Source organism: Nonomuraea sp. NPDC050783, assembly GCF_040802095.1.
Taxonomy (GTDB): domain Bacteria; phylum Actinomycetota; class Actinomycetes; order Streptosporangiales; family Streptosporangiaceae; genus Nonomuraea.
This window is the reverse complement of the sequence record NZ_JBFAHK010000018.1, coordinates 42,266-64,523: the sequence shown is the minus strand read 5'-3', so window position 1 is coordinate 64,523 and position 22,258 is coordinate 42,266. Positions and strand designations below refer to the sequence as shown.

At 72.8% G+C, this 22,258-nt stretch carries 18 protein-coding genes; 4 read left to right on the top strand and 14 right to left on the bottom strand.

Going from position 1 to position 22,258, the window contains the following annotated elements; genetic code table 11:
* Nucleotides 1-60 precede the first annotated feature (60 nt).
* Together AB0H75_RS36355 and AB0H75_RS36350 are read left to right on the top strand one after the other, a co-directional pair.
* On the top strand, nucleotides 61-1,905 hold the full coding sequence (locus tag AB0H75_RS36355; RefSeq protein WP_367804194.1) for a 2-oxoacid:acceptor oxidoreductase subunit alpha: 1,845 nt from the start codon (nucleotides 61-63) through the stop codon (nucleotides 1,903-1,905).
* Nucleotides 1,898-2,944 (top strand): 2-oxoacid:ferredoxin oxidoreductase subunit beta, encoded by a 1,047-nt coding sequence (locus tag AB0H75_RS36350; RefSeq protein ID WP_367804193.1) that lies wholly within the window; start codon nucleotides 1,898-1,900, stop codon nucleotides 2,942-2,944. Before AB0H75_RS36355 ends, AB0H75_RS36350 begins: the two co-directional genes overlap by 8 nt.
* A gap of 37 nt (nucleotides 2,945-2,981) precedes the next feature.
* Here AB0H75_RS36350 and AB0H75_RS36345 read toward each other — a convergent pair whose 3' ends face one another.
* From AB0H75_RS36345 to AB0H75_RS36305, 9 genes are read right to left on the bottom strand one after another with little or no spacing between them, the layout of a single operon-like run.
* Complete coding sequence (locus AB0H75_RS36345) at nucleotides 2,982-3,692, bottom strand: hypothetical protein (RefSeq protein ID WP_367804192.1); 711 nt, start codon at nucleotides 3,690-3,692, stop codon at nucleotides 2,982-2,984.
* Nucleotides 3,680-4,630, bottom strand: a complete 951-nt coding sequence (locus AB0H75_RS36340) for an NAD-dependent epimerase/dehydratase family protein (RefSeq protein WP_367804191.1) — start codon at nucleotides 4,628-4,630, stop codon at nucleotides 3,680-3,682. Before AB0H75_RS36340 ends, AB0H75_RS36345 begins: the two co-directional genes overlap by 13 nt.
* Entirely contained in the window at nucleotides 4,627-5,925 is a 1,299-nt protein-coding gene (locus AB0H75_RS36335) for a nucleotide sugar dehydrogenase (protein WP_367804190.1), read from the bottom strand. The genes AB0H75_RS36340 and AB0H75_RS36335 overlap by 4 nt, the downstream gene beginning before the upstream one ends.
* 1 nt (nucleotide 5,926) lies before the next feature.
* The gene (locus tag AB0H75_RS36330) at nucleotides 5,927-6,814 is read right to left on the bottom strand and encodes an endo alpha-1,4 polygalactosaminidase (protein ID WP_367804189.1); all 888 of its coding nucleotides are present in this window, start codon (nucleotides 6,812-6,814) and stop codon (nucleotides 5,927-5,929) included.
* Nucleotides 6,811-7,665 carry an NAD-dependent epimerase/dehydratase family protein gene (locus AB0H75_RS36325; RefSeq protein ID WP_367804188.1) on the bottom strand — a complete coding sequence of 285 codons (855 nt, stop codon included), beginning with the start codon at nucleotides 7,663-7,665 and terminating at the stop codon, nucleotides 6,811-6,813. The genes AB0H75_RS36330 and AB0H75_RS36325 overlap by 4 nt, the downstream gene beginning before the upstream one ends.
* Nucleotides 7,662-8,387, bottom strand: a complete 726-nt coding sequence (locus tag AB0H75_RS36320) for a sugar phosphate nucleotidyltransferase (RefSeq protein ID WP_367804187.1) — start codon at nucleotides 8,385-8,387, stop codon at nucleotides 7,662-7,664. The genes AB0H75_RS36325 and AB0H75_RS36320 overlap by 4 nt, the downstream gene beginning before the upstream one ends.
* A 22-nt stretch (nucleotides 8,388-8,409) precedes the next feature.
* Nucleotides 8,410-9,855 carry a hypothetical protein gene (locus AB0H75_RS36315; RefSeq protein WP_367804186.1) on the bottom strand — a complete coding sequence of 482 codons (1,446 nt, stop codon included), beginning with the start codon at nucleotides 9,853-9,855 and terminating at the stop codon, nucleotides 8,410-8,412.
* Nucleotides 9,852-11,264, bottom strand: a complete 1,413-nt coding sequence (gene pelF, locus AB0H75_RS36310) for a GT4 family glycosyltransferase PelF (protein ID WP_367804185.1) — start codon at nucleotides 11,262-11,264, stop codon at nucleotides 9,852-9,854. Before pelF ends, AB0H75_RS36315 begins: the two co-directional genes overlap by 4 nt.
* Complete coding sequence (locus AB0H75_RS36305) at nucleotides 11,261-13,369, bottom strand: hypothetical protein (RefSeq protein ID WP_367804184.1); 2,109 nt, start codon at nucleotides 13,367-13,369, stop codon at nucleotides 11,261-11,263. The genes pelF and AB0H75_RS36305 overlap by 4 nt, the downstream gene beginning before the upstream one ends.
* A 194-nt stretch (nucleotides 13,370-13,563) precedes the next feature.
* On the opposite strand from AB0H75_RS36305, the gene AB0H75_RS36300 reads away from it, so the two are divergent.
* Both AB0H75_RS36300 and AB0H75_RS36295 read left to right on the top strand, forming a co-directional pair.
* On the top strand, nucleotides 13,564-14,397 hold the full coding sequence (locus AB0H75_RS36300; protein WP_367804183.1) for a BTAD domain-containing putative transcriptional regulator: 834 nt from the start codon (nucleotides 13,564-13,566) through the stop codon (nucleotides 14,395-14,397).
* A gap of 62 nt (nucleotides 14,398-14,459) precedes the next feature.
* Nucleotides 14,460-15,704 carry an acyltransferase family protein gene (locus AB0H75_RS36295; RefSeq protein ID WP_367804182.1) on the top strand — a complete coding sequence of 415 codons (1,245 nt, stop codon included), beginning with the start codon at nucleotides 14,460-14,462 and terminating at the stop codon, nucleotides 15,702-15,704.
* On the opposite strand, the gene AB0H75_RS36290 is transcribed toward AB0H75_RS36295, so the two are convergent.
* From AB0H75_RS36290 to AB0H75_RS36270, 5 genes are read right to left on the bottom strand one after another with little or no spacing between them, the layout of a single operon-like run.
* Nucleotides 15,701-16,588, bottom strand: coding sequence for a Gfo/Idh/MocA family protein (locus AB0H75_RS36290; protein WP_367804181.1), 888 nt, complete (start codon nucleotides 16,586-16,588; stop codon nucleotides 15,701-15,703). The two genes, AB0H75_RS36295 and AB0H75_RS36290, sit on opposite strands and share 4 nt — an antisense overlap.
* Complete coding sequence (locus AB0H75_RS36285) at nucleotides 16,585-17,880, bottom strand: hypothetical protein (protein ID WP_367804180.1); 1,296 nt, start codon at nucleotides 17,878-17,880, stop codon at nucleotides 16,585-16,587. The genes AB0H75_RS36290 and AB0H75_RS36285 overlap by 4 nt, the downstream gene beginning before the upstream one ends.
* Before the next feature lie 11 nt (nucleotides 17,881-17,891).
* Entirely contained in the window at nucleotides 17,892-19,181 is a 1,290-nt protein-coding gene (locus tag AB0H75_RS36280; protein ID WP_367804179.1) for a hypothetical protein, read from the bottom strand.
* On the bottom strand, nucleotides 19,178-21,343 hold the full coding sequence (locus AB0H75_RS36275) for a glycosyltransferase (protein ID WP_367804178.1): 2,166 nt from the start codon (nucleotides 21,341-21,343) through the stop codon (nucleotides 19,178-19,180). Before AB0H75_RS36275 ends, AB0H75_RS36280 begins: the two co-directional genes overlap by 4 nt.
* A 24-nt stretch (nucleotides 21,344-21,367) precedes the next feature.
* On the bottom strand, nucleotides 21,368-22,216 hold the full coding sequence (locus AB0H75_RS36270) for a WecB/TagA/CpsF family glycosyltransferase (RefSeq protein ID WP_367804177.1): 849 nt from the start codon (nucleotides 22,214-22,216) through the stop codon (nucleotides 21,368-21,370).
* Nucleotides 22,217-22,258 lie beyond the last annotated feature (42 nt).

Here is a 22,258-nt window from a genome sequence, read left to right as displayed (position 1 = left end):
ATGGAAACAGAGAACGCGCCCAATGCAACCGCGCCTTGGCGCGTCGAGGAGGACTGAGCTGTGACAAAGCAGGTCCAGCAACTCGACCGCGTGATCATCAGATTCGCTGGCGACTCCGGCGACGGCATGCAGCTCACCGGCGATCGCTTCACGGCGGGCACGGCGGAGTTCGGCAACGACCTGTCGACCCTGCCCAACTTCCCGGCCGAGATCCGCGCCCCCGCGGGCACCCTGCCCGGGGTGTCGAGCTTCCAGCTCCACTTCGCCGACCACGACATCCTCACGCCCGGCGACGCGCCGAACGTGCTGGTGGCCATGAACCCCGCCGCGCTCAAGGCCAACCTCGGAGACCTGCCGCGCGGCGGCGACATCATCGCCAACACCGACGAGTTCACCAAGCGCAACCTGCAGAAGGTCGGCTACGCCACCAGCCCGCTGGAGGACGACTCGCTCAGCGAGTGGCGGGTGCACGCGGTGCCGTTGACCTCGCTCACGGTCAAGGCCCTCGAAGGCTTCGACATCTCGAAGAAGGACGCCGAGCGGTCGAAGAACATGTTCGCCCTCGGCCTGCTGTCGTGGCTCTACCACCGGCCGACCGAGCACACGATCAAGTTCCTGGAGACGAAGTTCGCCAAGAAGCCCGAGATCGCCAAGGCCAACATCGCGGCCTTCCAGGCGGGCTGGAACTACGGCGAGACCACCGAGTCGTTCTCGGTCTCCTACGAGGTCAAGCCGGCCCGGCTGGCGCCGGGCGTCTACCGCAACATCTCCGGCAACCAGGCCCTCGCCTACGGCCTGATCGCCGCGAGCGTGCAGGCGAAGCTGCCGCTGTTCCTCGGCTCGTACCCGATCACCCCGGCCAGCGACATCCTGCACGAGCTGAGCAAGCACAAGCGGTTCGGCATCCGCACCTTCCAGGCGGAGGACGAGATCGCGGGCGTCGGCGCGGCGCTGGGGGCCGCCTTCGGCGGCGCGCTCGGCGTGACCACGACGAGCGGCCCGGGCGTGGCGCTCAAGGCCGAGACGGTCGGCCTGGCCGTCACCACCGAGCTGCCGCTGATCGTCGTGGACGTGCAGCGCGCCGGCCCGAGCACCGGCATGCCGACCAAGACCGAGCAGACCGACCTGCTGATGGCCATGTTCGGCCGCAACGGCGAGTCGCCGGTGCCGATCGTGGCGCCGATGTCGCCGAGCGACTGCTTCGACGCGGCCATCGAGGCGGCCAGGATCGCCGTGAAGTACCGCACGCCGGTCATGCTGCTGTCCGACGGCTACCTCGCCAACGGCTCCGAGCCGTGGCGGCTGCCGGAGGTCTCCGAGCTGCCGGACATCTCGCAGGAGTTCACCACCGCCCCCAACGGGGAGGACGGCGCGTTCCTGCCGTTCAAGCGCGACACCGAGACGCTGGCCCGCCCGTGGGCCGTGCCCGGCACGCCGGGCCTGGAGCACCGGATCGGCGGCATCGAGAAGGCCGACGGCACCGGCAACATCTCCTACGACCCCAACAACCACGACCTCATGGTCCGCACCCGGGCCGCCAAGATCGCCGGCATCGACGTCCCCGACCTCGTGGTGGACGACCCCGACGGCGACGCGCGCGTGCTGGTGCTCGGGTGGGGCTCGACGTACGGGCCGATCGCCGCGGCCGCGCGCCGCATCAGGGCGGCCGGCGGCAAGGTCGCCCAGGCCCATCTGCGCCACCTCAACCCCCTGCCGGCCAACACCGGCGAGGTGCTCAAGCGCTACGACAAGGTGCTGCTGCCCGAGATCAACCTGGGCCAGCTCGCGCTGCTGCTGCGGGCGCGCTACCTCGTCGACGTGATCAGCTACAACCGTGTGCGCGGGCTCCCGTTCAAGGCCGAGGAGCTGGCCGGAGTCATCCAGGACGTGATCGACAGTGACTGAGCTGGTGAACGGGAAGGGCCTGTCGCTCGTCCCGAAGACCGACGCCAAGCAGACCCTGAAGGACTTCAAGTCCGACCAGGAGGTGCGCTGGTGCCCGGGGTGCGGCGACTACGCGATCCTGGCCGCGGTGCAGAGCTTCCTGCCGGAGCTGGGGCTGCGGCGCGAGAACATCGTGTTCGTGTCGGGCATCGGCTGCTCCTCGCGCTTCCCCTACTACCTCAACACCTACGGCTTCCACTCCATCCACGGCCGCGCGCCGGCGATCGCGACCGGCCTGGCCGCCAGCCGGCCCGACCTGAGCGTGTGGGTGATCACCGGTGACGGCGACGCGCTGTCGATCGGCGGCAACCACCTGATCCACGCGCTGCGCCGCAACGTCAACCTCAACATCCTGCTGTTCAACAACAGGATCTACGGGCTGACCAAGGGCCAGTACTCGCCCACCTCCGAGGTCGGCAAGATCACCAAGTCGACGCCGATGGGCTCGCTGGACAAGCCGTTCAACCCGATCTCGCTGGCCATCGGCGCCGAGGCGTCGTTCGTGGCCCGCACCATCGACTCCGACCGCAAGCACCTGCAGTCGGTGCTGCGCGAGGCCACCGAGCACCGCGGCACGTCGCTGGTGGAGATCTACCAGAACTGCAACATCTTCAACGACGACGCCTTCGCGCCGCTCAAGGACCCCGAGCTGCGCGACGACGTCACGCTGCGGCTGGAGCACGGCCGGCCGATCGTGAGCGCCTCCAAGGCCGTCGTGCGCGCCGCGAACGGCGGCATCGAGGTCGTGCCGCGGGCGGGCGTGAGCGAGGATCGCATCCTCGTGCACGACGCGCACAACCCCGACCCGTCGGTGGCGTTCGCGCTGTCCCGGCTGGACGAGCCGGCGTTCGAGCACGTGCCGATCGGCATCTTCCGCAGCGTGGAGCGGCCGTCGTACGAGTCGCTGATGAGCGAGCAGCTCGACACGGCCACGCAGCGGCAGGGCGCCGGCGACCTGGGCGAGCTGCTCATGGGCGGCGACACCTGGCGCATCAGCTAGGAAATGGGGGGAGACGCCGCCGCCGGGCGGCGGCGTCTCAGATCTTCGACAGCACGCGGTCGGTGACGAAGCAGAGCATGCCGAACTCGCGTGCCCTGCGGTAGGCGAACTCGGTCAGCTCCTCGTCCTCGGCGTAGTCGAGCGCGTAGAGGTCCACGTCCAGGCCGAGCAGCCGCTCGGCGACCTCGGCGTGCGTCTCCAGCACGTCGTCGGGCCACGGCCCGTACGACTCGGTGTCCACCCAGCGGGCCGAGAACGACTCGAACAGGATGCCGTCCACCAGCTCGGCGAGCTGCGGCAGCAGCCCGAACCCCCGGTTGGCCAGCATGTACTCCGGCTTGGCCTCCTCCCTGATCGCCGCGATGAGGAAGAGCAGGTGCGGCAGGTCCTCCGGGTAGTTGAACTCGATGTTCAGCGTGTCGAGGAACAGGCCGGCGAAGCCGCGGGACATGGCCTCGCGCGCCTGGTCCACGACGTGCGCCACCCAGCGCGGATCGCCGCAGTGGACGAACGCGCCGCCCCAGTCGGGGTTGCGCTCCTCGCGGTGCCAGGGGGCGGGCGGGCCGACGTCCTCGGTCAGCGACAGGTAGCCGAGCGTCTGCACGCCGCGCGCCCGCAGCAGCTCCAGCTCCTCGGTGCTGTAGAAGTTGGGCTCGGCCTGCAGCACGACCTTGTCGAACCCGGTCAGCCGGTCGAGATGGCCGTTGCCGTAGTAGAACGCGATGGGCTTGCGGTTCACGGCTTCCACGACTCCTGGTACCAGGTGAACGTCCTGCGCACGCCTTCCTCCAGGGCGACGCGCGGCTCGTAGCCGGTCAGCTCGCGCAGCAGCGTGAGGTCGGGGCAGCGGCGCGCGACCGAGCCCGCGGGGGCGGGCACGTGGTCGATGGCGGGGTTGACGCCGGCCACGCGCAGCACCAGCTTGGCCAGGTCGCCGATGTTGGTCTCGGCGTCGTTGCCGATGTGCACGATCCGTCCGGCGGCCTCGGGCGTGGCCATGAGGCGGACCACGGCCTCGACCGCGTCGTCCACGTAGCAGAAGGCCCTGCTCTGGTCGGCGCCGTAGAGGGTGAAGGGGTCCTCGCCGCGGGCGGCCCGCAGCGACAGCTCGGGGATGACGTGGTCGGCGCCCATGCGGGGGCCGTAGACGTTGTGGAAGCGCCCGATGACGGCCTCGAACCCCTTGGCGCGGGCGGTGTGCAGCACCGCGGCCTCGCCGAGCAGCTTGCTGATCGCGTACGTGTACCGCGGCGAGCCGACGTCCTCGATCACCAGCGGCACGGTCTCGGGCGTGGGCACCGGGGCCAGACCGGTGGTGACGGCGCCCGCGTACGCCTCGCTGGTGGAGGCGAAGAACAGCCGGTCGCCGGGGCGCAGCCAGTCGAGCAGGTGCATCAGGGCCAGGGTGTTGACCCTGATCACCCGGGCCGGGTCCTTCTCCACGTTGCGGACGCCGACGACGGCGGCGAGCATGTGGACCTGGTCCCAGCCCGGCTCGATCGCCGCGTAGGCGGCCGGGTCGGTGAGGTCGGCCGAGCGCACCTCCACGTCCAGCTCGTCCAGCGCGTCGTCGCGGCGGCCCCGGGAGAAGTCGTCGATGACGGTGACGTCGTGCCCGTCGGCACGCAGCCGGCGGGCCAGGTGCAGCCCGATGAACCCGGCGCCGCCCAGCAGCAGGGTCTTCACGCCACGACCTCCTTGGCGGTGTAGCCGATGCCGGCGTAGCGGACGCCGTGCCGGACGACGGCGGCCTCGTCGAGGATGCGCCACGAGTCGAACAACACGCGCAGCCGGGAGGAGCCGAGCCAGGTCTCGACCTCCAGCGCGCGGTAGTCGGGGTGGTCGTTGATGACGATCATCGCGTCGGCGTCGGCGAACGCCTTGTCCAGGCTGACCGGCTCGCCGCCGTACTCGCGGATGACCTGGTCGGTGACCATCGGGTCGTGGCCGAGCACGGTGAGCCCGGCGGCGCGGAAGAGCGGCATCATGTCGGCGATGGGCGTGCCGCGCATGTCGTCGGTGGCGGGCCAGCCCTTGTAGGCCCAGCCGAGCACCGACAGCGTGGCGCCCTCCGTGTGGCCGACGGTCTCGCGGATCAGCTCCACCACGCGCCCGGCGACGTGCGCGGGCAGCCGCTCGTTGAGCGTGCGTGCCTGCCCCACCAGGTACGGCTTCTGCCGCGGCGCACTGGCGATCATCAGGTACGGGTCCTTGGACAGGCAGCCGCCGCCCACGTACCCCGGCTTGGCCAGGTCGGGGCGCGGGTAGTCGAGGTTGGTGGCCCGGATGACCTCCAGCGGGTCGAGGCCGTGCTGCTCGGCGATGAGCGCGATCTCGTTGCCGTAGGCGTAGATCAGGTCGGTGTGGCAGTTGTTGGACAGCTTGACCAGCTCGGCCGCCTCCAGGCTGGAGACGGGCACGATCTGGTCGGCGAGGCCCTCGAAGACCTCGACGCCGGCCCGCAGGCTCTCCTCGTCGAGCCCGCCGATCACCTGGGGCAGCTCGACCAGCTCGCGCAGCGCCTGGCCCTGGATGGTGCGCTCGGGGGCCATGACGAGCCTGGCGGTGCCCCAGCGGGCGGTGAGCGCGGGCAGCACGATCTTCCTGCTGGTGCCGACGGGCACGGTGCTGCGGACCACGACCAGCGTCTCCGGGTGCTCGGCGACGTGCTCGGCGGCGGCGGCCAGGTTGCCCAGGTTCGGCTCGCCGGTGGACAGGTCCACCGGCGTGGAGACGGACAGGATCGCGGCGTCGAGCGGCCGGTCGGGCAGCCGGTCGGAGATGATGATGGTGCTGCCCAGGTGCTCGGCGAAGGCCTCCTCGACGCCCGGCTCGTACACGTGGATGCGGCCGTTGGACAACGCCTCGACCACGTGCGGGCTGTTGTCCACGCCGTACACGGTGTAGCCCTTGCGGGCCAGGGCGGCGGTCAGCGTCAGGCCGACGTAGCCCATGCCGATCACGCCGACTGTCTTCGGCATCTCACGATCCTCTCTTCGAACAAGGCGGACTGACGCGGTCGAGGTCGACCACGGTCACGTTTCCCGCTATGCCGTGGCGGCGGTAGCGGGCGCAGGCGGCGGCGACGCCGGCCGGCCTGCGCGCGTAGTCGGTGGCGAGCACGGCCTTGCCGCGCTCGCGCAGGGCCAGGGCGTGCGCCAGGTTCTCCGCGCACCAGTCCTGGACGCAGGGCCGGTCGGTGGCCCTGACGAACAGCTCCTCCATGCCGATGCCGTCCACGGCCTGGACGTAGCCGGGCTGGAGCCGCAGCTCCGGGGAGTTCTGGGGGACGACGAGGAAACCCGGGCGGACGCTCTTGGCGTACCGGCTGATCCGGACGATCAGGTCGCTCATCTTCCTGGCCAGGCGGGCGCGGGTCTCGCCGGGCACCCGCTTGAGGTCGATCTCCTCGTACGCCAGCGGCGTGTCGAGGTAGACGCCGTCGAACCCGGCCTTCAGCGCCTGGTCCACGCGGGGCCTGACCACCAGGTCCCACCAGCGCCGGTCCCAGTAGCGCACGAAGTACTCGTCCGGCCAGTCGGGCCAGACGTTGAGCACCAGGTCACGGGGCAGGCCGCGGTACTCGGTGCGGAAGGTCTCGATCGAGCCGATCTCGAAGTAGGCCAGGACCTTCTTGCCGCTCGCGCGCACCCGGGCCAGCTCGGCGCGGGTGAAGTACCCCCGGGTGGTGCCGTCGCGGGACAGGTCGATGATCGCGAGCTGGTGCGGCGCCGCGGCGACGGCGTCCAGGCGGCCTCCGGGGTAGTCCTGCAGGACGTAGGTGAACGAGCGCACGTCCCGCAGGGACGGGGCGGCCGGCTGGACGCCCGTCAGGGACAGCAGGAGCGCCCCCGCCAGGAGGACCTTCACCACATCGCCTTGATCGAGTCGGCGAGCGGGAAGCGGGGCCGCCAGCCCAGCACCTCCCGCGCCCGGCCGGGGTCGGCCTGGCTCCACGGCACCGCGCCCGACCTGCCGGAGGCGGGGGCGCCCTCGTGGATCCCGCCGGTGAACCCGGCCGCCCCGGCCAGCAGCTCGACGGCCTCGCGCACGGCGACGGCCCGGCCGCTGCCCACGTTGATCACGCGCTCGGCGGGCTCCGGCACGAACGCGGCGCGGACCACCGCCTCGGCGACGTCCCTGACGTCCACGAAGTCGCGCATCGCGCCGAGCGGGCCCAGCTCGACCGGGCCGCCGGACCTCATGAGGTCCCTGGCGCGGCCGAGCACGTTGTCGGCGGAGATGCCGGGGCCGACCGGGTTGAAGACGCGCAGCGACAGGCCGTCCACCTCGCGGGCCTGCTCGACGAGGAGCGTCCCGGCCAGGTGGCTGATGCCGTACGGGCTGGTGGGGCGGGCCGGGTCGCTCTCGTGGTGCGCGTGACCGTACGGGGCGGGGCCGTACTCGGCGGCCGAGCCGAGCCGGACGAACCTGGCCCGCGGCGCGGCGGCGGCCACCGCCTCCAGCAGCAGGGCGGCCACCCCCGCGTTGCCGCGGAACAGCTCGGAGTACCCGCCCGACATCCGCCCCACGCAGCACAGCACGGCCGCCGGGCGGGCCTCGCGCAGCAGACCGGCCGCCTCCCCGGGCGAGGCGGCCAGCAGGTCCAGGTCGCCGCGGCCGGGGCACAGCAGCCGCGTCACCCGCTCGTCGCCCGCCAGCAGGTCCCTGACCTGGCGGCCGAGGAAGCCGGTGGCGCCGAACAGCACGACCGTGCTCATCGCACCGGGTCCCGCGACGGCAGCAGCAGCGGCCTGATCTCGTCGAAGCGGGCGTTGGCCTCGTCGTAGTCGTCGGGCCGGCCGATGTCGAGCCAGTAGCCCTCGAACTCGTAGACGCCGGGCGGGGTGTCGCGGGCGAGCAGTTCGAGGACCAGCTCGTCGAAGCCGAACGACATGCCCTCGGGGTAGTGCTCGATGGTCGAGCGGGACAGGGCGTAGACGCCCATGCTCACCAGGTAGCTGAGCAGCGGCTTCTCGCGGAAGCCGACGATGTGGCCGCCCCGCGTCTCCAGCACGCCGAAGTCGATCTTCACCACCCGCGGCGAGGTCGCCACGGTCAGCGGGGAGCCCGACTCGACGTGCCGCGCCAGCAGGTCGGCGTAGTTGAGCGTGGTCAGGACGTCGCCGTTCATCACGAGGAAGTGCTCGGGCAGCCGGTCCCTGATCGGGAAGAGCGGCCCGATCGTGGACAGCGGCTTGACCTCCTCGGTGTAGTCCACCGTCAGCCCCCAGCGCGAGCCGTCGCCCACGAACGCGCGGATCAGCGGGCTGAGGTGCCCGACCGCGAGCGTCGCGGTGGCGAAGCCCTGCCCGGCGAGCTGCTGGAGGATGATGTCGAGGATGGCGTACTCCTCGCCGATCGGCACCAGGGGCTTGGGCAGCGCGGAGGTGTACGGACGCAGGCGGACTCCTTTGCCGCCCGCGAGAATGACGACGTGCATGGATGTCTCCAGGTCGGAGGGATCAGCTGTACTGCCTGACGTCCTTGAGCCCGCGGCCCATCAGGACGACCAGGATCACGAGGAACACCGACGCGGCGGCGGCGAAGAGCAGGACGTCGGCCAGGGCGGAGTGCCCGGGGGGCAGGAGCAGGCGGCCCAGCGGGTGCACGGCGAGCGCCGCCGCCTGGGCCCCGCACAGGTGCACCATCTTCGCCTGGTTGGACAGCAGGAACGCGACGAAGTAGGCGCCGCCGACGATCACGTGCGCGGCCGCCATGGCGACGCTGGCCGCCGTCAGGGCGCCGGTGACGTAGAGGAACCCCAGGGGCAGCGCCGACAGCGCGGCCAGCGCCGCGAGGCAGATGAGCACGCCCTTGGCGAGCAGCCACCGGCCGCGCCGGGTGAAGTCGGACGGGTAGCGGACCTGGCCGATGGCGGCCCTGGTCTCGTCCTCGAAGGTGTGCGCCCGGTACTCCAGGATGCCCATGCCGACGACCAGCCCGGCGCCCGCCACCGCGATGTCGGTGCGGTCGAGCACGTACCGGCCCTCGGCCTGGAGCAGGAACAGCGCCCCCAGCGTGGCGTAGAAGAGCGACGGGATCAGCAGGCGGGCGTTCGCCTCGACGAGCGCGCGCAGCGGCGGCTCGGCGCCGATCTCCTCGTCACGCATGAACGTCAGCCGCACCGCGCCCGCCACGGTGGCGACGATGCACATGAAGCCCACCCAGATCGCCACCAGGCCCACGAAGCTGTCGCCGACGATGATGTAGGCCAGGCCGGCCGCGACCGCGGGCAGCATGATCACGGCGAGCCAGCCCTCCCGCCGGTAGAACAGCAGGATGCCGGAGGAGACCTGGAAGGCCATCTGCATGACGCACAGGGCGATCAGCAGGGCGGGCCCGTTGCGCGCGATGGCGATCACGCCGCCGGTGACGGCGGCGCCCAGCACGCCGAGCAGCAGCGCGGTACGCAGCACCCGGCCCGCCGAGCGCGGGTGCCCGTGGCCCATGAGGGAGTAGCCCAGGTTGGACGCCGCGCTGCCGAGCACCCATCCGAGGCCCGTGGTCAGGACCAGGCCGGGCATCAGCCACTGGGTGCCCACCAGGCCCGAGGCGGCCGGCAGCAGGGCGGCGGGAAGGGCGTAGAGCAGGCCGTGCAGGATCTGCGCCGCCGGCCTGGCCCGCCGCAGCGGGGCGCGGACGTGCGACGGCGGGCGCTCCATGGTCCTGATCCGCTGGTAGGCGGTCTCGGCCAGGGAGAAGACGCTGGTGTGGTCGTACTGCTCGCGGGCGATCTTGTCGTTGAGCCCCTGGGACTCCAGCATCGCCGCGACCTGCAACGGCTCGACGGCGCGGAAGACTCCGGTGCCCATCGGCTCGATGAGGTCGTCGATGTCCTCGGAGAGGTCCACGGAGGGGTTGACGGAGGGGTTCACGGGCCGGCCCACGGACGGGTCCACGGCCGTCATGCGCGGGCCCCCACGCACTCCCGGTAGACCGCGCGGTAGTCGTCGAGCGACTGCCGCAGCGTGAAGCGGGTCAGCACGCGCTCGCGGGCCAGCAGGCCGAGCCGGTGGCGCAGCTCGCCGTCGTGCAGCAGCCGCACCATGGCGTCGGCGGCGGCCACGTGGTCGCGCGGCGGCACCACGAACCCGGCCTCCCCCACCGCCTCGGCCACCCCGCCGACGTTGGTGACGACGACGGGCCTGCCGCAGGCCATCGCCTCGACCACGGTGTAGGGGAAACCCTCGGAGATGCTGGTCAGCGCGACGACCTGGCCGGCGTGGTAGGCGTCCACCTGCGAGGCCACCCGGCCCTCGAAGACCGCCGAGCCCTCCAGCCCCAGCTCGGCGATGAGGTCGAGGCAGCTCTCGTGGTAGCTCTCGTTGCCCTTCGGCACGCCGCCGAAGACCCGCAGCCGCGCGTCCGGGATCTTGTCGCGGACGATCTGGAACGCGCGGATCAGCATGTGCAGGTCCTTCAGCGGGTCCACCCGGCCCATGAAGACGATCGTGGGCTCGGGCGGGTCCGTGGTGGCCACCGGGAAGTCGGCGGGATCGACGCCGTTGTACATGATCCGGATGCGGCCGGGGTCGGCGCCGTTGCGGAGCTGCCAGCGCCGGTTGTACGACGAGTGCGGCGCGATGCGGTCGGCCGCCGCGTACGCCGCGGTGGCCAGCCGGCGGAAGAAGCTGAGCAGCAGCACCCGCACGGCGTGCGAGACCGGCTCGTCCACGTACTGGAGGTAGCGCTCCCGCAGGTAGACGCCGTGCTCGGAGAGCACGATCGGAGTGCCGTACTGCCACTTGGCGGTCATCGCCATGAGCATGCTGAGGCCGTTCATGGAGACGTGCGTCAGGTCCGTGCGCGGCGGCGGCTCGGCCAGCGGGCGCAGCATGTGGCCCATCAGGTCCCCGGCCACGACCGCGTCGGCCAGGGTGAGCCGGTCGCTCCTGTTCCAGTACCAGGCGTCCATGAGCTGCGACAGCGACTCGTTGGTGGTGAGCGCGCCCACGAGGTCGCCGCCCTCGTGGGCGAAGCGGTAGAGCTGCTCCAGCGTCGCGAGGAACTCCGCGCCGCCCTCACCCCGGACGGCCGGGGTGAGGACCATCTCCAGGAACCGCCCGTACACCTGGGCGAAGCCGCTGCCGGGCGGCTTGCCGGAGCGCCGGCGCCACTTGGCGGTCCACAGCGGCACCGAGATGACCTTCTGCAGGTTCGGCGGGCGCTCCCAGACCGGGCGCTCCCTGCCGTCCACCGTCATGGCGACGACGTCCCACGTGTAGTCGGGCATGCCCCTGATGAGCTGGTCCATCCACACGCTCACCCCGCCCATCGCGAACGGGTACGTGCCCTCCGAGACGAGCGTGACCTTCACGGGCGCACGCTCGCCGGGACCGTGACCGGGGTGCCGGCGGTGAGCGCCAGCCGGGCCACGGAGTCGGTGCCGTACGCGGTCGCGCCCGGGGCGGCGGCGTTGGTGGCGAACACGGCGGCGTCCGCGCCCGACTGGAACGTGACCGTGCCGGCCGCCCGGTCGTAGACCGCGCTCACCCCGGCCAGCCCGGCGAAGTGCTTGGTCCGGTCGTCCACGTAGTGGGCGAGGTCGCCCCAGTTGGGGGTGAGGAGCGGGACGGTGTAGTAGCCGTTGTACTTGGCCATGACCGCGTTCAGCCAGTCGAAGACCAGGCTCTTGGCCGAGCCGTAGTCACGCAGGTTGCCCTGGTGGAAGGTGTGGGCGTAGACCGAGCCCGACATGACGTGCTGAAGCGCCACGTCGCTCTCGTGGCCCAGGATCTGCGCGTAGGTCTGGTCGGCCGGCCAGTAGGGGAACGTGCCGTTGGGCCCGTAGTAGGAGTTGTAGAACAGCGTCTCCTCGGCGGGCGCGGTGGCGTGGTAGGCGATGTTGGTCGGCCAGTCGGGCACCACCATCAGCGTGGGCTGGAGCGGGTGGTGGATGCCGCAGTTGAAGCAGGACGGCTGGTGGCTGGCGAAGGACATGTTGCCGTGCAGGTACTTCACGCCCAGGTCCTTGGCGGCCTGGAGCAGGTCCGGGTTCGAGGCGGCCAGGCCGTGGTCGGTGGGCGGGTCGATGTCGTTGTTCACGTCGGGGTGGTAGACCCCGAGGCCGGAGTACTCGCCGGTCTTGAGCACGGTCGGGTCCACGCTGAGGCCGAGCGCGGCGGCCCTGGTCAGGTTGTCGCGGATCTCGGCGTAGCTCGTCGCGTAGTCCGTGAAGTTCATCTTCGGGTGCGTGAACGTGTGGTTGACCCAGGTGAAGGCGGCGGCGCGGCAGCGCGAGTAGCTGGTCAGCCCGTCGGCGGTGAACGGCGGGGTCGAGCAGGTCGCCGGCGAGGCCGGGTCGGCGCCCTCGCCGTTGTAGGCGAGGTTCAGCTTGAAGCCGGCGGCGAGCGGGTTGGCCGCGGTGAAGGCGGCCTGCTGGTTATAGGTGCTCAGCGCGTCGGCCCTGGTCACGCGGTAGCCGGGGTCGGACTCGACGTGGCCGTCCGGGTAGAGGTGGTCGGTGGCGCTGAACCAGTCGTCCACGTCCACGTTGAGGTAGTGGCGCTGCTCGCCGAGGAACAATCCCCGGGTCGCCCACCGGAACAGGCCGTAGGTGAGCAGGTCGGCCTGCGGCAGGTACTGGTTGGAGGTGAACGTCAGCGCCATGCGCTCGCGGCCGTCGCTGGAGGTGCTGCGCACGCCGAGCACGTCGGAGCCGCTGGTCATCAGGGTCTCGGCCGAGCAGCCCCCGGCGATGGTGCTGCGGTAGACGTACGAGAGCGAGACCGGGACGTTGACGCCGGCCTTGAGATAGTCGAACACGCCGGCGCCCGCCGTGGTGAGCTGGGTGCCGATGGGCGTGTCGCCGACGCCGCCCTCGCTGCCGGGGCGCAGGCAGTAGTCCTCGGGCCAGGTGCCGTAGGCGGTGTAGAGCGAGACCTGGCGGACGCCGTAGTCGCGCTCGTAGGCCCATAGAACGTTCCACTCGGTGGCGTCGAGGCCGCTGACGTAGCCGGAGCCGTCCTGGTGGAGCAGCGAGTTGTTGGTCAGCAGGACGGCGTTGTACTTGCCCGCCCCGTCGGCGCGCACCAGGTCGGCGGCGTTGAGCGGCTGGGTCTTGCTGAGCAGCACGTCGTACTGGGCGCCCACCCGGTCGAGCGTCGAGCGCCAGGTCGCCAGGCCCCAGTCGTTCTCGTCCACCGCGACGACCAGCGCGCGCAGCCCCACCCGGTCGTTCGCCGCGGCCGTCAGGGCCTTCGCCGACGTGGCGATCCTGGTCGAGCGCTTGACGGCGACGGTCCCCTTCTGGGTCTTCGGCAGCGCCCCCGGCCTGGTGGCCTTGGCACGTGCCACATCGGCCCGTACGGGTGCCGCGTGGGCGTGCCCGTCCTCGGGAAGGCCGCCGGCTGTCAGGGACGAGACCAGCACGACTCCGCCGGCCGCCGCCAGGGCACGCCGACGCCACTTGAAAAACACCATAACCCCCTCATTCGGGCAGAACCCCCGAATGCTCCAGGCCATCGTGCCCATTGACGGCCAGCATTGAGTGTGGGTATAGAGCGTTTCAGTTGAGTTTCACCTCAATTTCCCCATGTGCCGCTCCTCATCACGATCGAAAGCACATATGCTTGATCAGCTGAAAAGTCCGGACACATGCAGCGGTGGGGAGAGCCATGCAGTTCGGCATCCTGGGAATGCTGGAAGTGCGCGACGGGGAGCAGGAGGTCCCGTTACGTTCGATCCAGCAACGCTCCCTGCTGGCCTTGTTACTCTGCCATCACGGCACGGTGGCACGCAGTGACGTGCTGATCGACGCGCTCTGGGGCGGCGAGACGGGCGAGGCGGGCGCCCGGCGCCTGCGGCTCCAGCTCCACCGGCTGCGGCGTACGCTGGGCGACGACTCCCTGATCGTGCACCGCTCCACCGGCTACCAGCTCACCGTGCCGCGCGAGGCCGTGGACGCCTGGCGCTTCGAGAACCTCGTTCAGCAGGGCCGGGCCGCCATCCGCGCCGGGAACGATCCAAAGGGCGGCGAGCTGCTGCGGGACGCGCTCGACATGTGGCGCGGGCACGCGTTGTCCGGGCTGAGCGACATCGCCCTGCTGCACCGCCAGGCCACCAGGCTGGAGGAGCAGCGGCTGTCCGCGCTCGCCGACCGCGTCGAGGCCGACCTGCGCCTGCGCCGGCACACCGACCTCGTGGCCGAGCTGTCGGACCTGGTACGCGAGCACCCGCTGCGGGAGAAGTTCCGCGCCCAGCTCATGATCGCCCTGTACCGCAGCGACCGGCAGGCGGACGCCCTGGAGGTCTACCGGGAGGGCCGCCGCATCCTCGCCCGCGACCTCGGGCTCGAACCCTCGCTGGAGCTGCGCCGGCTGGAGGCGGCCATCCTGGCCAGCGACTCCTCGCTGTCGCTCGCGCGGGCCCCGCTCAAGCGGCCCGTGCACCGGCGGGCCTCGCGCCGCCACCCCGCCGGTTGTCCGCATTGTGCCAGGCGGGTGCGGTAACGAGGCCCCGCGCCGGACCGATACTCCTCGTGATCCGTCGGAGGACTCGCGGGGGGCGCCGAGTGACCGCAGCGAGCGCGCTATCCACAGATCCGGGCCCCTCCCGGGCCAACGCCTTCAACCTGCTGCGGCTCCTGGGAGCGCTCGCCGTCATCGTGGAGCACAGCTGGGTGCTCTCCGGGCACGGCACCCCGCTGACCCCGGCCAGCGGGATCGGGCTCGGCGGCATCGGCGTCGGCGTCTTCTTCCTCATCAGCGGCTACCTGATCAGCGCGAGCTGGCTGGCCGACCCGTCGCCCGCCCGCTACGCGCTGCGCAGGGCGCTGCGCATCTACCCCGCCTACGCCCTGGTCGTCGTCCTGACGGCGCTGGTGCTCGGGCCGCTGGTGAGCACGCTGCCGGCCGCCGGCTACCTGTCCGGGCCCGGGCCCTGGAGCCACATCGCGCGCGGGCTGCTCATCCAGCCGGTGAGCTACACGCTGCCCGGCGTCTTCGAGGGGCTGCCCTACCCTGGCGCGGTCAACGGCTCGTTGTGGACGATCTGGGTCGAGGTCCTGTGCTACTTCGGCGTGGCCGTCCTGGGGCTGCTCGGGCTGCTGCGCCGCCGGGCGGTGCTGGCCGGGCTGGCGCTGGCCGCGCTGGCCGTCACCACGGTCATCCACCTCACCGGCTACGCCGGGCCGCTCGTCCCGCTGGTCGTCTCGGCCTTCGCCGCGCAGCCGCTGGCGTTCTTCGCCCTCGGCATGCTGGTCAGGGAGGCGCGGTGGGTGCCGCCGCCGTGGCTCGCCCTGACCCTCCTGGCGGTGTGGCCGCTGCTGTGGGGGACGCCGGTGGCCAACCTCGCCGCCATCGCGGCGGTCACCTGCGCGACGTTCCTCGTCGCCTTCCGCGCGCCGGCGTGGCTGCACCGCCCCACCGGCTCCTACGACCTGTCCTACGGCGCCTACCTGCTGGCCTTCCCGGCGCAGCAGGTGCTGGTGCAGGCCGGGCTGCGCGAGCCCGCTTCGGTGCTGCTCGCCACGACCGCCGTCGTGCTGCCGCTGGCCGCGCTGAGCTGGCGGCTGGTCGAGGCGCCCGCCCTCCGGCTGCGCCGGCACCGGCCCGCCGCGACCGCGCCCGCCGAAGTCCTGCCGCCCCCCGTGATCCCGCCCCCCGTGATCCCGCCTGCCACGTTCCCGCCTGCCACGTTCCCGCCCGCCGTGATCCCGCCCGCCGTGATCCCGCCTGTCGTGATCCCGCCCGCCGTGATCCCACCTCCTGAGATCCCGCCCGGTGCGGCTCCCGAGGCCGCGCCCGGCACCCCCTAGAGCGCCCGCGTCTGCGCCTCCGCCTGGGCGAGCAGCCGTTGCAGGTGCAGGCCGTGGCGCACGTCGATGGGGTGCGGCACGCCCGTGCGCACCGCCCGGGCGAACTCCGCGCGCAGGTTGGCCCTGGTCGGCCCCGAGTCCTCGGGCAGGCGGTCGAAGTCGAGCACCAGCGTGCCGCGCGGGCCGTACAGCTCGTAGTGGGTGCGGCGGCGGGGCGGCACCCGGCCGCAGATCGTGAGCTGGCTGACCGCGCCGCCCGCGTGCCGGCAGGTCAGCGCGAGGAAGCCGTCCTCGTTGCCCGTGCCGGTGATCCGCTCGATGCGGCCCAGGGCCGCGTCCAGCAGGTCGATGCCGTGCGGCCCGGTGTTGTAGAGCACGCCGCCGGTGGCCCGCCACGGGCTGCCGGCGTAGGTGCCGTCGAGGAACTCGCCGGTGAGCTGGCAGCCGCGCGCCCCGAACACCGGGAAGCCCCGCAGCCGCTCCAGGAAGTCCCGGATGGCCGGCCGGTAGCGGTGGGTGAGCACGACCTGCGTGGCCACGCCGGCCGCCGCCACGGCCGCGGCCAGCGCCTCGGCCCCGGGCACCGACAGCGCGATCGGCTTCTCCAGCAGCAGGGCGCGCCCGGCGCCGGCGGCCCGCGCCGCCAGCTCGGCCTGGACGTCGGGCGGCACCGCGAACACCACGCCCTCGCAGCGGCTCAGCAGCTCCTCGTAGGAGCGGAAGGCCGGCACCCCGTACTCGGCCGCCAGGGCCTCGGCGGCCGGGCGGCTCCTGGTCCAGACGCCGGCGAGCGCGGTCTCCGGGCCGGCGGCGAAGGTCGGCGCGTGGAAGCTCCGCGCCCACGGGCCCGCCCCCACCAGCCCGATCCGCACGGGTGCGGTCACGGGGTGATCCGGTAGACGTGGTAGGAGTTCTCCCGCGCGAAGGCGTCGGTGACGGCACCGTCGCGGACGGGAACGGTCCGGTTCTCGAACAACACCTCCGCCTTCGCCGCCCCGGCGAGGGCCTTGGGCAGGCGCAGCGCGTGGGTGCCCGGCCGGGCGTCCTCCTTGACCATCGCGAACACGTAGGAGGAGCCGTCGTGCTTCTTGAGCATGGTGTCCAGCCGCGGGTTGAAGGAGTGGGCGTAGGACTGGGTGTTGAGCACCGGCGCGAGCGTGGTGATCCGGCGGTTCAGCTCGGTCACCGCCGCCCTGGTCTGCCTGGCGCACGGCTCGCGCAGCACGTGCTGGCTGGGGCAGGGCCCGGCGAAGCTGTGGTTGAAGTAGACGATCCCGCGCGCCTCGTGGATGAGCGAGCTCATCACGGCACCGGCGATCTCGTCCGGGGTGATCGCGCGCAGGCCGTTCGTGCCCGGCCAGCCCAGCTCGACGAAGGCGTAGACGGGCTGGCGGCGGCCGTCCAGCGCGTCCAGCTCCCTGCCCCGGTCGACGACCCGGCCGTAGCCGGCCGCGCGCGGGCAGTGCTCGCGCGGCAGCTTGATGAAGTTCTCGGCCTCGGGGCAGATGCCGTTGTCGGTGTACCAGTAGACGTCCGTGGACATGACGTCGGTGTAGCCGTTGACGAACCTGCTCGCCTCCTTGTCCGACTCCCACATCGCGATGCCCTTGCCGTAGTTGGCGTAGTGCAGGCGGCCGTCGCCCTTGGGCAGCCTGTCCTTCAGCGTGCGCATCACGGTGTAGCCGCAGGGCGGCTTGTCGGGCACGCACACCTGGCCCTCGCCGCCGTACTTGCCGCTCCAGACGCCGTCGCCCGGGCCGGCGAACATGTCGGCCTCGTCGGCGATCATCCAGCCCACCGTCTCGCTGCCGGTGCCGGGCAGGGGCTTGCTGGTGATGGCCCACATGCCGTTGGCGCGGACCAGCGCCAGGTCGCTGTTCGCGGTCAGCTCCACGTAGGTGTTGAGCCCGGCCTCCTTGTCCAGCCGCACGTCGTGCTCCTCGACGACGGACTCGAACCAGACCCCGATGGGGAAGAAGGTGGGTTTCGTCCAGCCCGCGTTCGCCGCAGCGCCGAACCTGGCGTAGTACGCGGGACCGCCCTCCCACGGCACCCGCGGCGGCTCCGGCGGCTCGGCGTCGTCGGCCCGCAACTGGGCGATGATCCCCGATCCGACCGCGAGCAGCACCATCATCGCGAGCAGCAGCGCCAGCTTGGACGCCCTCAGCACAGCCATGTCCCTCCCCGTTACGGGACGATCCGGTAGACGTGGTACGCGTACTCCGCCGCGAAGGTCGCGGTGAAGCGCCCCTCCCGGTCGGTGGTGACCGGGCGGCCCGTCAGGACGTCCTCGGCCCGGCCGCTCCGCGACAGGTTCGCCGGGACCGTGAGCGTGTAGGCCCCCGGCGGGCTGCCGCGCCCCAGCATGGCGAACAGGTAGTAGGCGCCGCCGTGGGCCTTGAGCGTGGTGTCCAGGTCGGGCGCGAAGTCGTAGGCGTAGGACGGGCTGTTGAGCACCGGCGCGAGCCGCCGGACGAGGCCGCCCAGCTCGGTCACGGCCTTCCTGACCGCCCGGCCGCAGGCGCTGCGCAGCAGGTCCTCGCTCCTGCAACGCGGGCCCGGGTCGTGGGCGTCGTAGACGATGCCGCGCGCGCCGTGGATCAGCGAGCTCATCACCGCGCCGCCCACCTGCGGCGGCGTCAGCCCGGCGAGCGAGACGACCGCGAAGACCGGCTTGGCGCGGCCGTCGGCGGCGTCCAGCTCGCGCACCCGGTCCACGGTGGCGCCGTAGTTGGCCGCCAGGCGGCACTGGGCCGCCGGGAGCTGCCGGCGCAGGGTGGCGTCGGCGCAGATGCCGGGGTCGCCGTACCAGGAGACGTCCACCCCGACGAGGTCGGCGTGGTCGTTGACGAACCTGGCGCCCTGCGGGTCGGTGGCCCACAGGGCCACGCCCTTGCCGAGGGTGGCGTAGCGCGGGCGGGAGTCGCGGGGCAGCTCGCCGGCGAGCGTACGCAGTACGGTGTCGCCGCAGGTGGCCAGCGCGGGGCGGCACGGCGGCGGGGACGCGCCCACCGAGCCGGTCCAGCGCTCGTCGCCGAGGCCCGCCCACACGTCGGCCTTGTCGGCCAGCGTCCAGCCCACCGTCTCCGCGCCCGCGCCGCGCAGGGGCTCGGCGGTCAGCGCGCTCATCCCGGCCTTCCGCAGCACGCCCGGGCGGCTGTCGGCGGTCAGCTCCACGTAGGTGTTGATGCCCATGTCGCGGTCCTGGGCCACCTGCTCGTCGTCGCGGGCCGCGGCGAACCACAGCCCGACGGGGAAGAAAGAGGGATCGGTCCAGCCCGCGCGGGCCGTCGCGGGCCAGGCGGCGTAGGCGGCCGGGCCGCCCTCCCACGGCACGGGGCGCAGGGACATGGTGGCGGCCGTCATCGAGCTGGGAGCGGGTGGCACGGGATGGGCGCGCAGCCAGGCCCATCCCGCGACCGCCGCCGCGGCGGCCGTCACCACCACCCCGCCCTTGACCAGCGCGAGCAGCTTCACGCACCCTCCCCGGCCGGACCCGGCGACTCGGCCGGACCCGGCGGCTCGGCCGGACCCGGCGGCTCGGCGGGGGCCGGCCGCTCGGCGGGGGCCGGTCGCTCGACCAGGGCCGCCAGCTCGGCGGCGCGGGCCCTCCAGGACGCGCCCGCCAGCGACGCGCGCAGCTCCTCCGGCGGCCGGGGCGCGCCCTCGGCCAGGCTCGCCCTGATCGCGGCGACGAACTCCCCGGGCGTGGCCGCCGTCCTGACCAGCCCCGCGTAGTGGGCCAGCTCGTCGAAGGGCGTGCTGACCACCGGCAGGCCGAGCGCGAGGAACTCCTTGAGCTTGATCGGGTTGGCGTGCCTGATCCAGTCGTTGTCCAGCCAGGGCATGATCGCCACGTCGAAGCCCGAGCCGTAGGCCGGGATCTCCGAGTACGGCCGGAAGCCCAGCCAGTGCACGTTGGGGTGCTTGGTGAGCCGGCGCACGTCGCCGTTGGCGTCGCCGATCAGGACGAGCGAGGCGTCGGGCAGGTCCGCGGCGACCCGTTCGAGCAGCTCGAAGTCCACCACGAAGTCGTCCAGCGCGCCGAAGAAGCCGATGCGAGGGCCGGGCACGGCCAGCAGATCGGCCGGCTGCTCCGCGGCCGGGACCGGGGTGAAGTGCTCCAGGTCCACGCCGTGGTCGAGGAAGTGGGCGCGCTCCCCGGTCAGCGGCGCCTCCTCGCGCATCAGGGCGCGGGCGGCGTAGAGGACGTGGTCGGCGCGTTCCAGCAGGCGGCGCTCCAGGGCCTCGATCGTGGGCCGGTCCGACTCGGGGAAGGCCGAGTGGCGGTCGGAGCGGTTGAACACCAGGGCGCGACGGCTCATCGGGCGCACCGCGTCCCAGGCGGTCGGGAGGGTCACCACGATCACCGGGCGGTGCAGGCCCAGCAGCGCGCAGACCGCCCGTACCTGGGCCCTGACCAGCCAGGCGTTCAGCGCGCGGCCCCGCTGGCTGCCGTACAGGGGGACCGGCAGCGGGGACATCACCCATGACCGCGGGCCCACCCGCCGCACGAGCTTGGCCACGCTGCGCAGCTTCCTGGCCACGCGCCGGGCCGCGAACGTGGTCCGGCCCGGCACCGGCATGCGCATGCCGATGCTGTTGACGATCAGGACCTTGCGCGACGCGGCGAGGTGCCGCATGAGCTGGAAGTCGGAGTGCGCCCGGTTGTGGTACCACCAGTCCTGGGCGGAGAAGCAGACGTAGGGCGGCGGCTCCCGCGGGGCCCCGGGCGGCGTGGGCCACTCGGGCATCCGCGCCAGCTCGCGCAGGGCCCGCCGGTGGCGCGTGCCGTGCCGCCTGCCCCGCGCGGCGGCGCGCAGCGCCTCGTTGAGCGCCACCGCCAGCCGCATGAGCTGGGCGCGGGCCCGGCCGTGCCGCTCGCGGTGCAGCCGGACCCGGTTGAGCGCGGCCAGCGTCCACAGGGGGCTGGAGTTGGCCTGCTCGCCGCCGAGGTGCACGGCCACCGCCCGCGGCTCGTAGACGACGGAGAAGCCGCGGTCGCGGGCCCGCAGCATGTACTCGGTCTCCTCGGAGTACAGGAAGTACCGCTCGTCGAGCGGCCCCAGCGCGTCCAGGCACTCGCGGGAGACCAGCCAGGCCGCGCCGGTCGCCCAGTCCGGGCTGCCCGGCCGGTCGTAGGCGCGGGGATCGGTGACCAGCTCGCCGAGCGGGGCGTACCGGCCGGCTCTGAGGCCGCCGAGCAGCGCCTCGCCGACCGCCCGCAGCACGGTGGGGCGGCGGCGCAGCGACAGTTGGAGCGTGCCATCGGGGGACGTCAGCCGGGGCACCGCGATGCCGGCGCGCGCCGCGTCCAGCCGCTCGCGCAGCAGCCGGACCGCGTCCGGGCGCAGCCGGATGTCGGCGTTCAGCACGAGGACGTCGCAGCCGGGGGCGGCGGCGACGCCCGCGTTCACGCCGGCCGCGAACCCGCCGTTGCGGCCGGTCCTGACCAGCTCGACGCCGGGCCCGGCGGCCAGCACCCTGGCCACGGTGTCGTCGCTGGAGTCGTTGTCCACCACGACGGTCCTGGTGCTCCCCGCACCGCGCAGCGCCGGCTCCAGGCTGGCCAGGCACTCCTCGATGACCTGGCCGCTGTTGTAGGTGACGATGACGACGGCAAGCGTGCGGACGCTCATCGGCGGAAGCCAATCTGTGGGAGGTCAGGGACGGCGGTCGGTGGTCAGGCGCCGCCACGCGGCTCCGGCCAGCAGGCCGAACGCGAAGGGCAGGTCGTCACGCAGGTAGCGGCGCACCAGGCGGCGGGGCTCCAGCGCGAGCCTGAAGAGCCATTCCGCGCCCGCCTGCTGAAGGGCGCGGGGGGCGCGCCGGAACCGCCCGGCCGCCATCGGGATGCCGGCCCCGCAGCCCAGGTACCAGGCGCGCGGCAGCTCCGGGCGCAGGGCGGCGATGACCCGCTCCTGCTTGGGGAAGCCGAACCCGGCCAGGACCAGGTCCGGCTCGGCCGCGCGGACGGCCGCCACGAGGCCGGCCGTCCCGCCGGGGTCGCGCTCGAAGCCGAAGGGCGGCGCGTACGTGCCCGCCACCCGCAGGCCGGGGTAGCGGGCCGCCAGCACCTCGCCGGCCTCCCGCGCGACGCCGGGCTCGCCGCCGCCGAGCAGGAAGACCGAGCGCCCCTCGCGGGCGGCGCTCGCGGCGAGGGTGAAGACCAGCGACGCCCCGGTGACCCGGCCGGGCAGGCGCAGGCCGGCGAGCCTGGCGGCCCACACGACCGGCATGCCGTCCGCCACCACCAGCTCGGCCCCGGCCACCAGCGCGGCGAGCCCGGGGTCGCGGGTGGCGGCCCGGACGATGTCCACGTTGGCGGTCACGATCGCGCCGCCCCTGCCGCTGCGCCAGCCCTGGACGACGTGCTCGGCGACCTCGTCCTCGCTCAGCGCCATGACCTCGACGGCACCCACGCGGGCGCGGGGCACGGCACCGGCTAGCTCCGGATCGGTGTCCTTCGAGTGGGTTTCCTGGGAGTCGACTTTCTTCGGGGGGTGGTCCACCGGAATGTCCTCACCCCTCCTCGGGAGTGACGTCATTGGAAC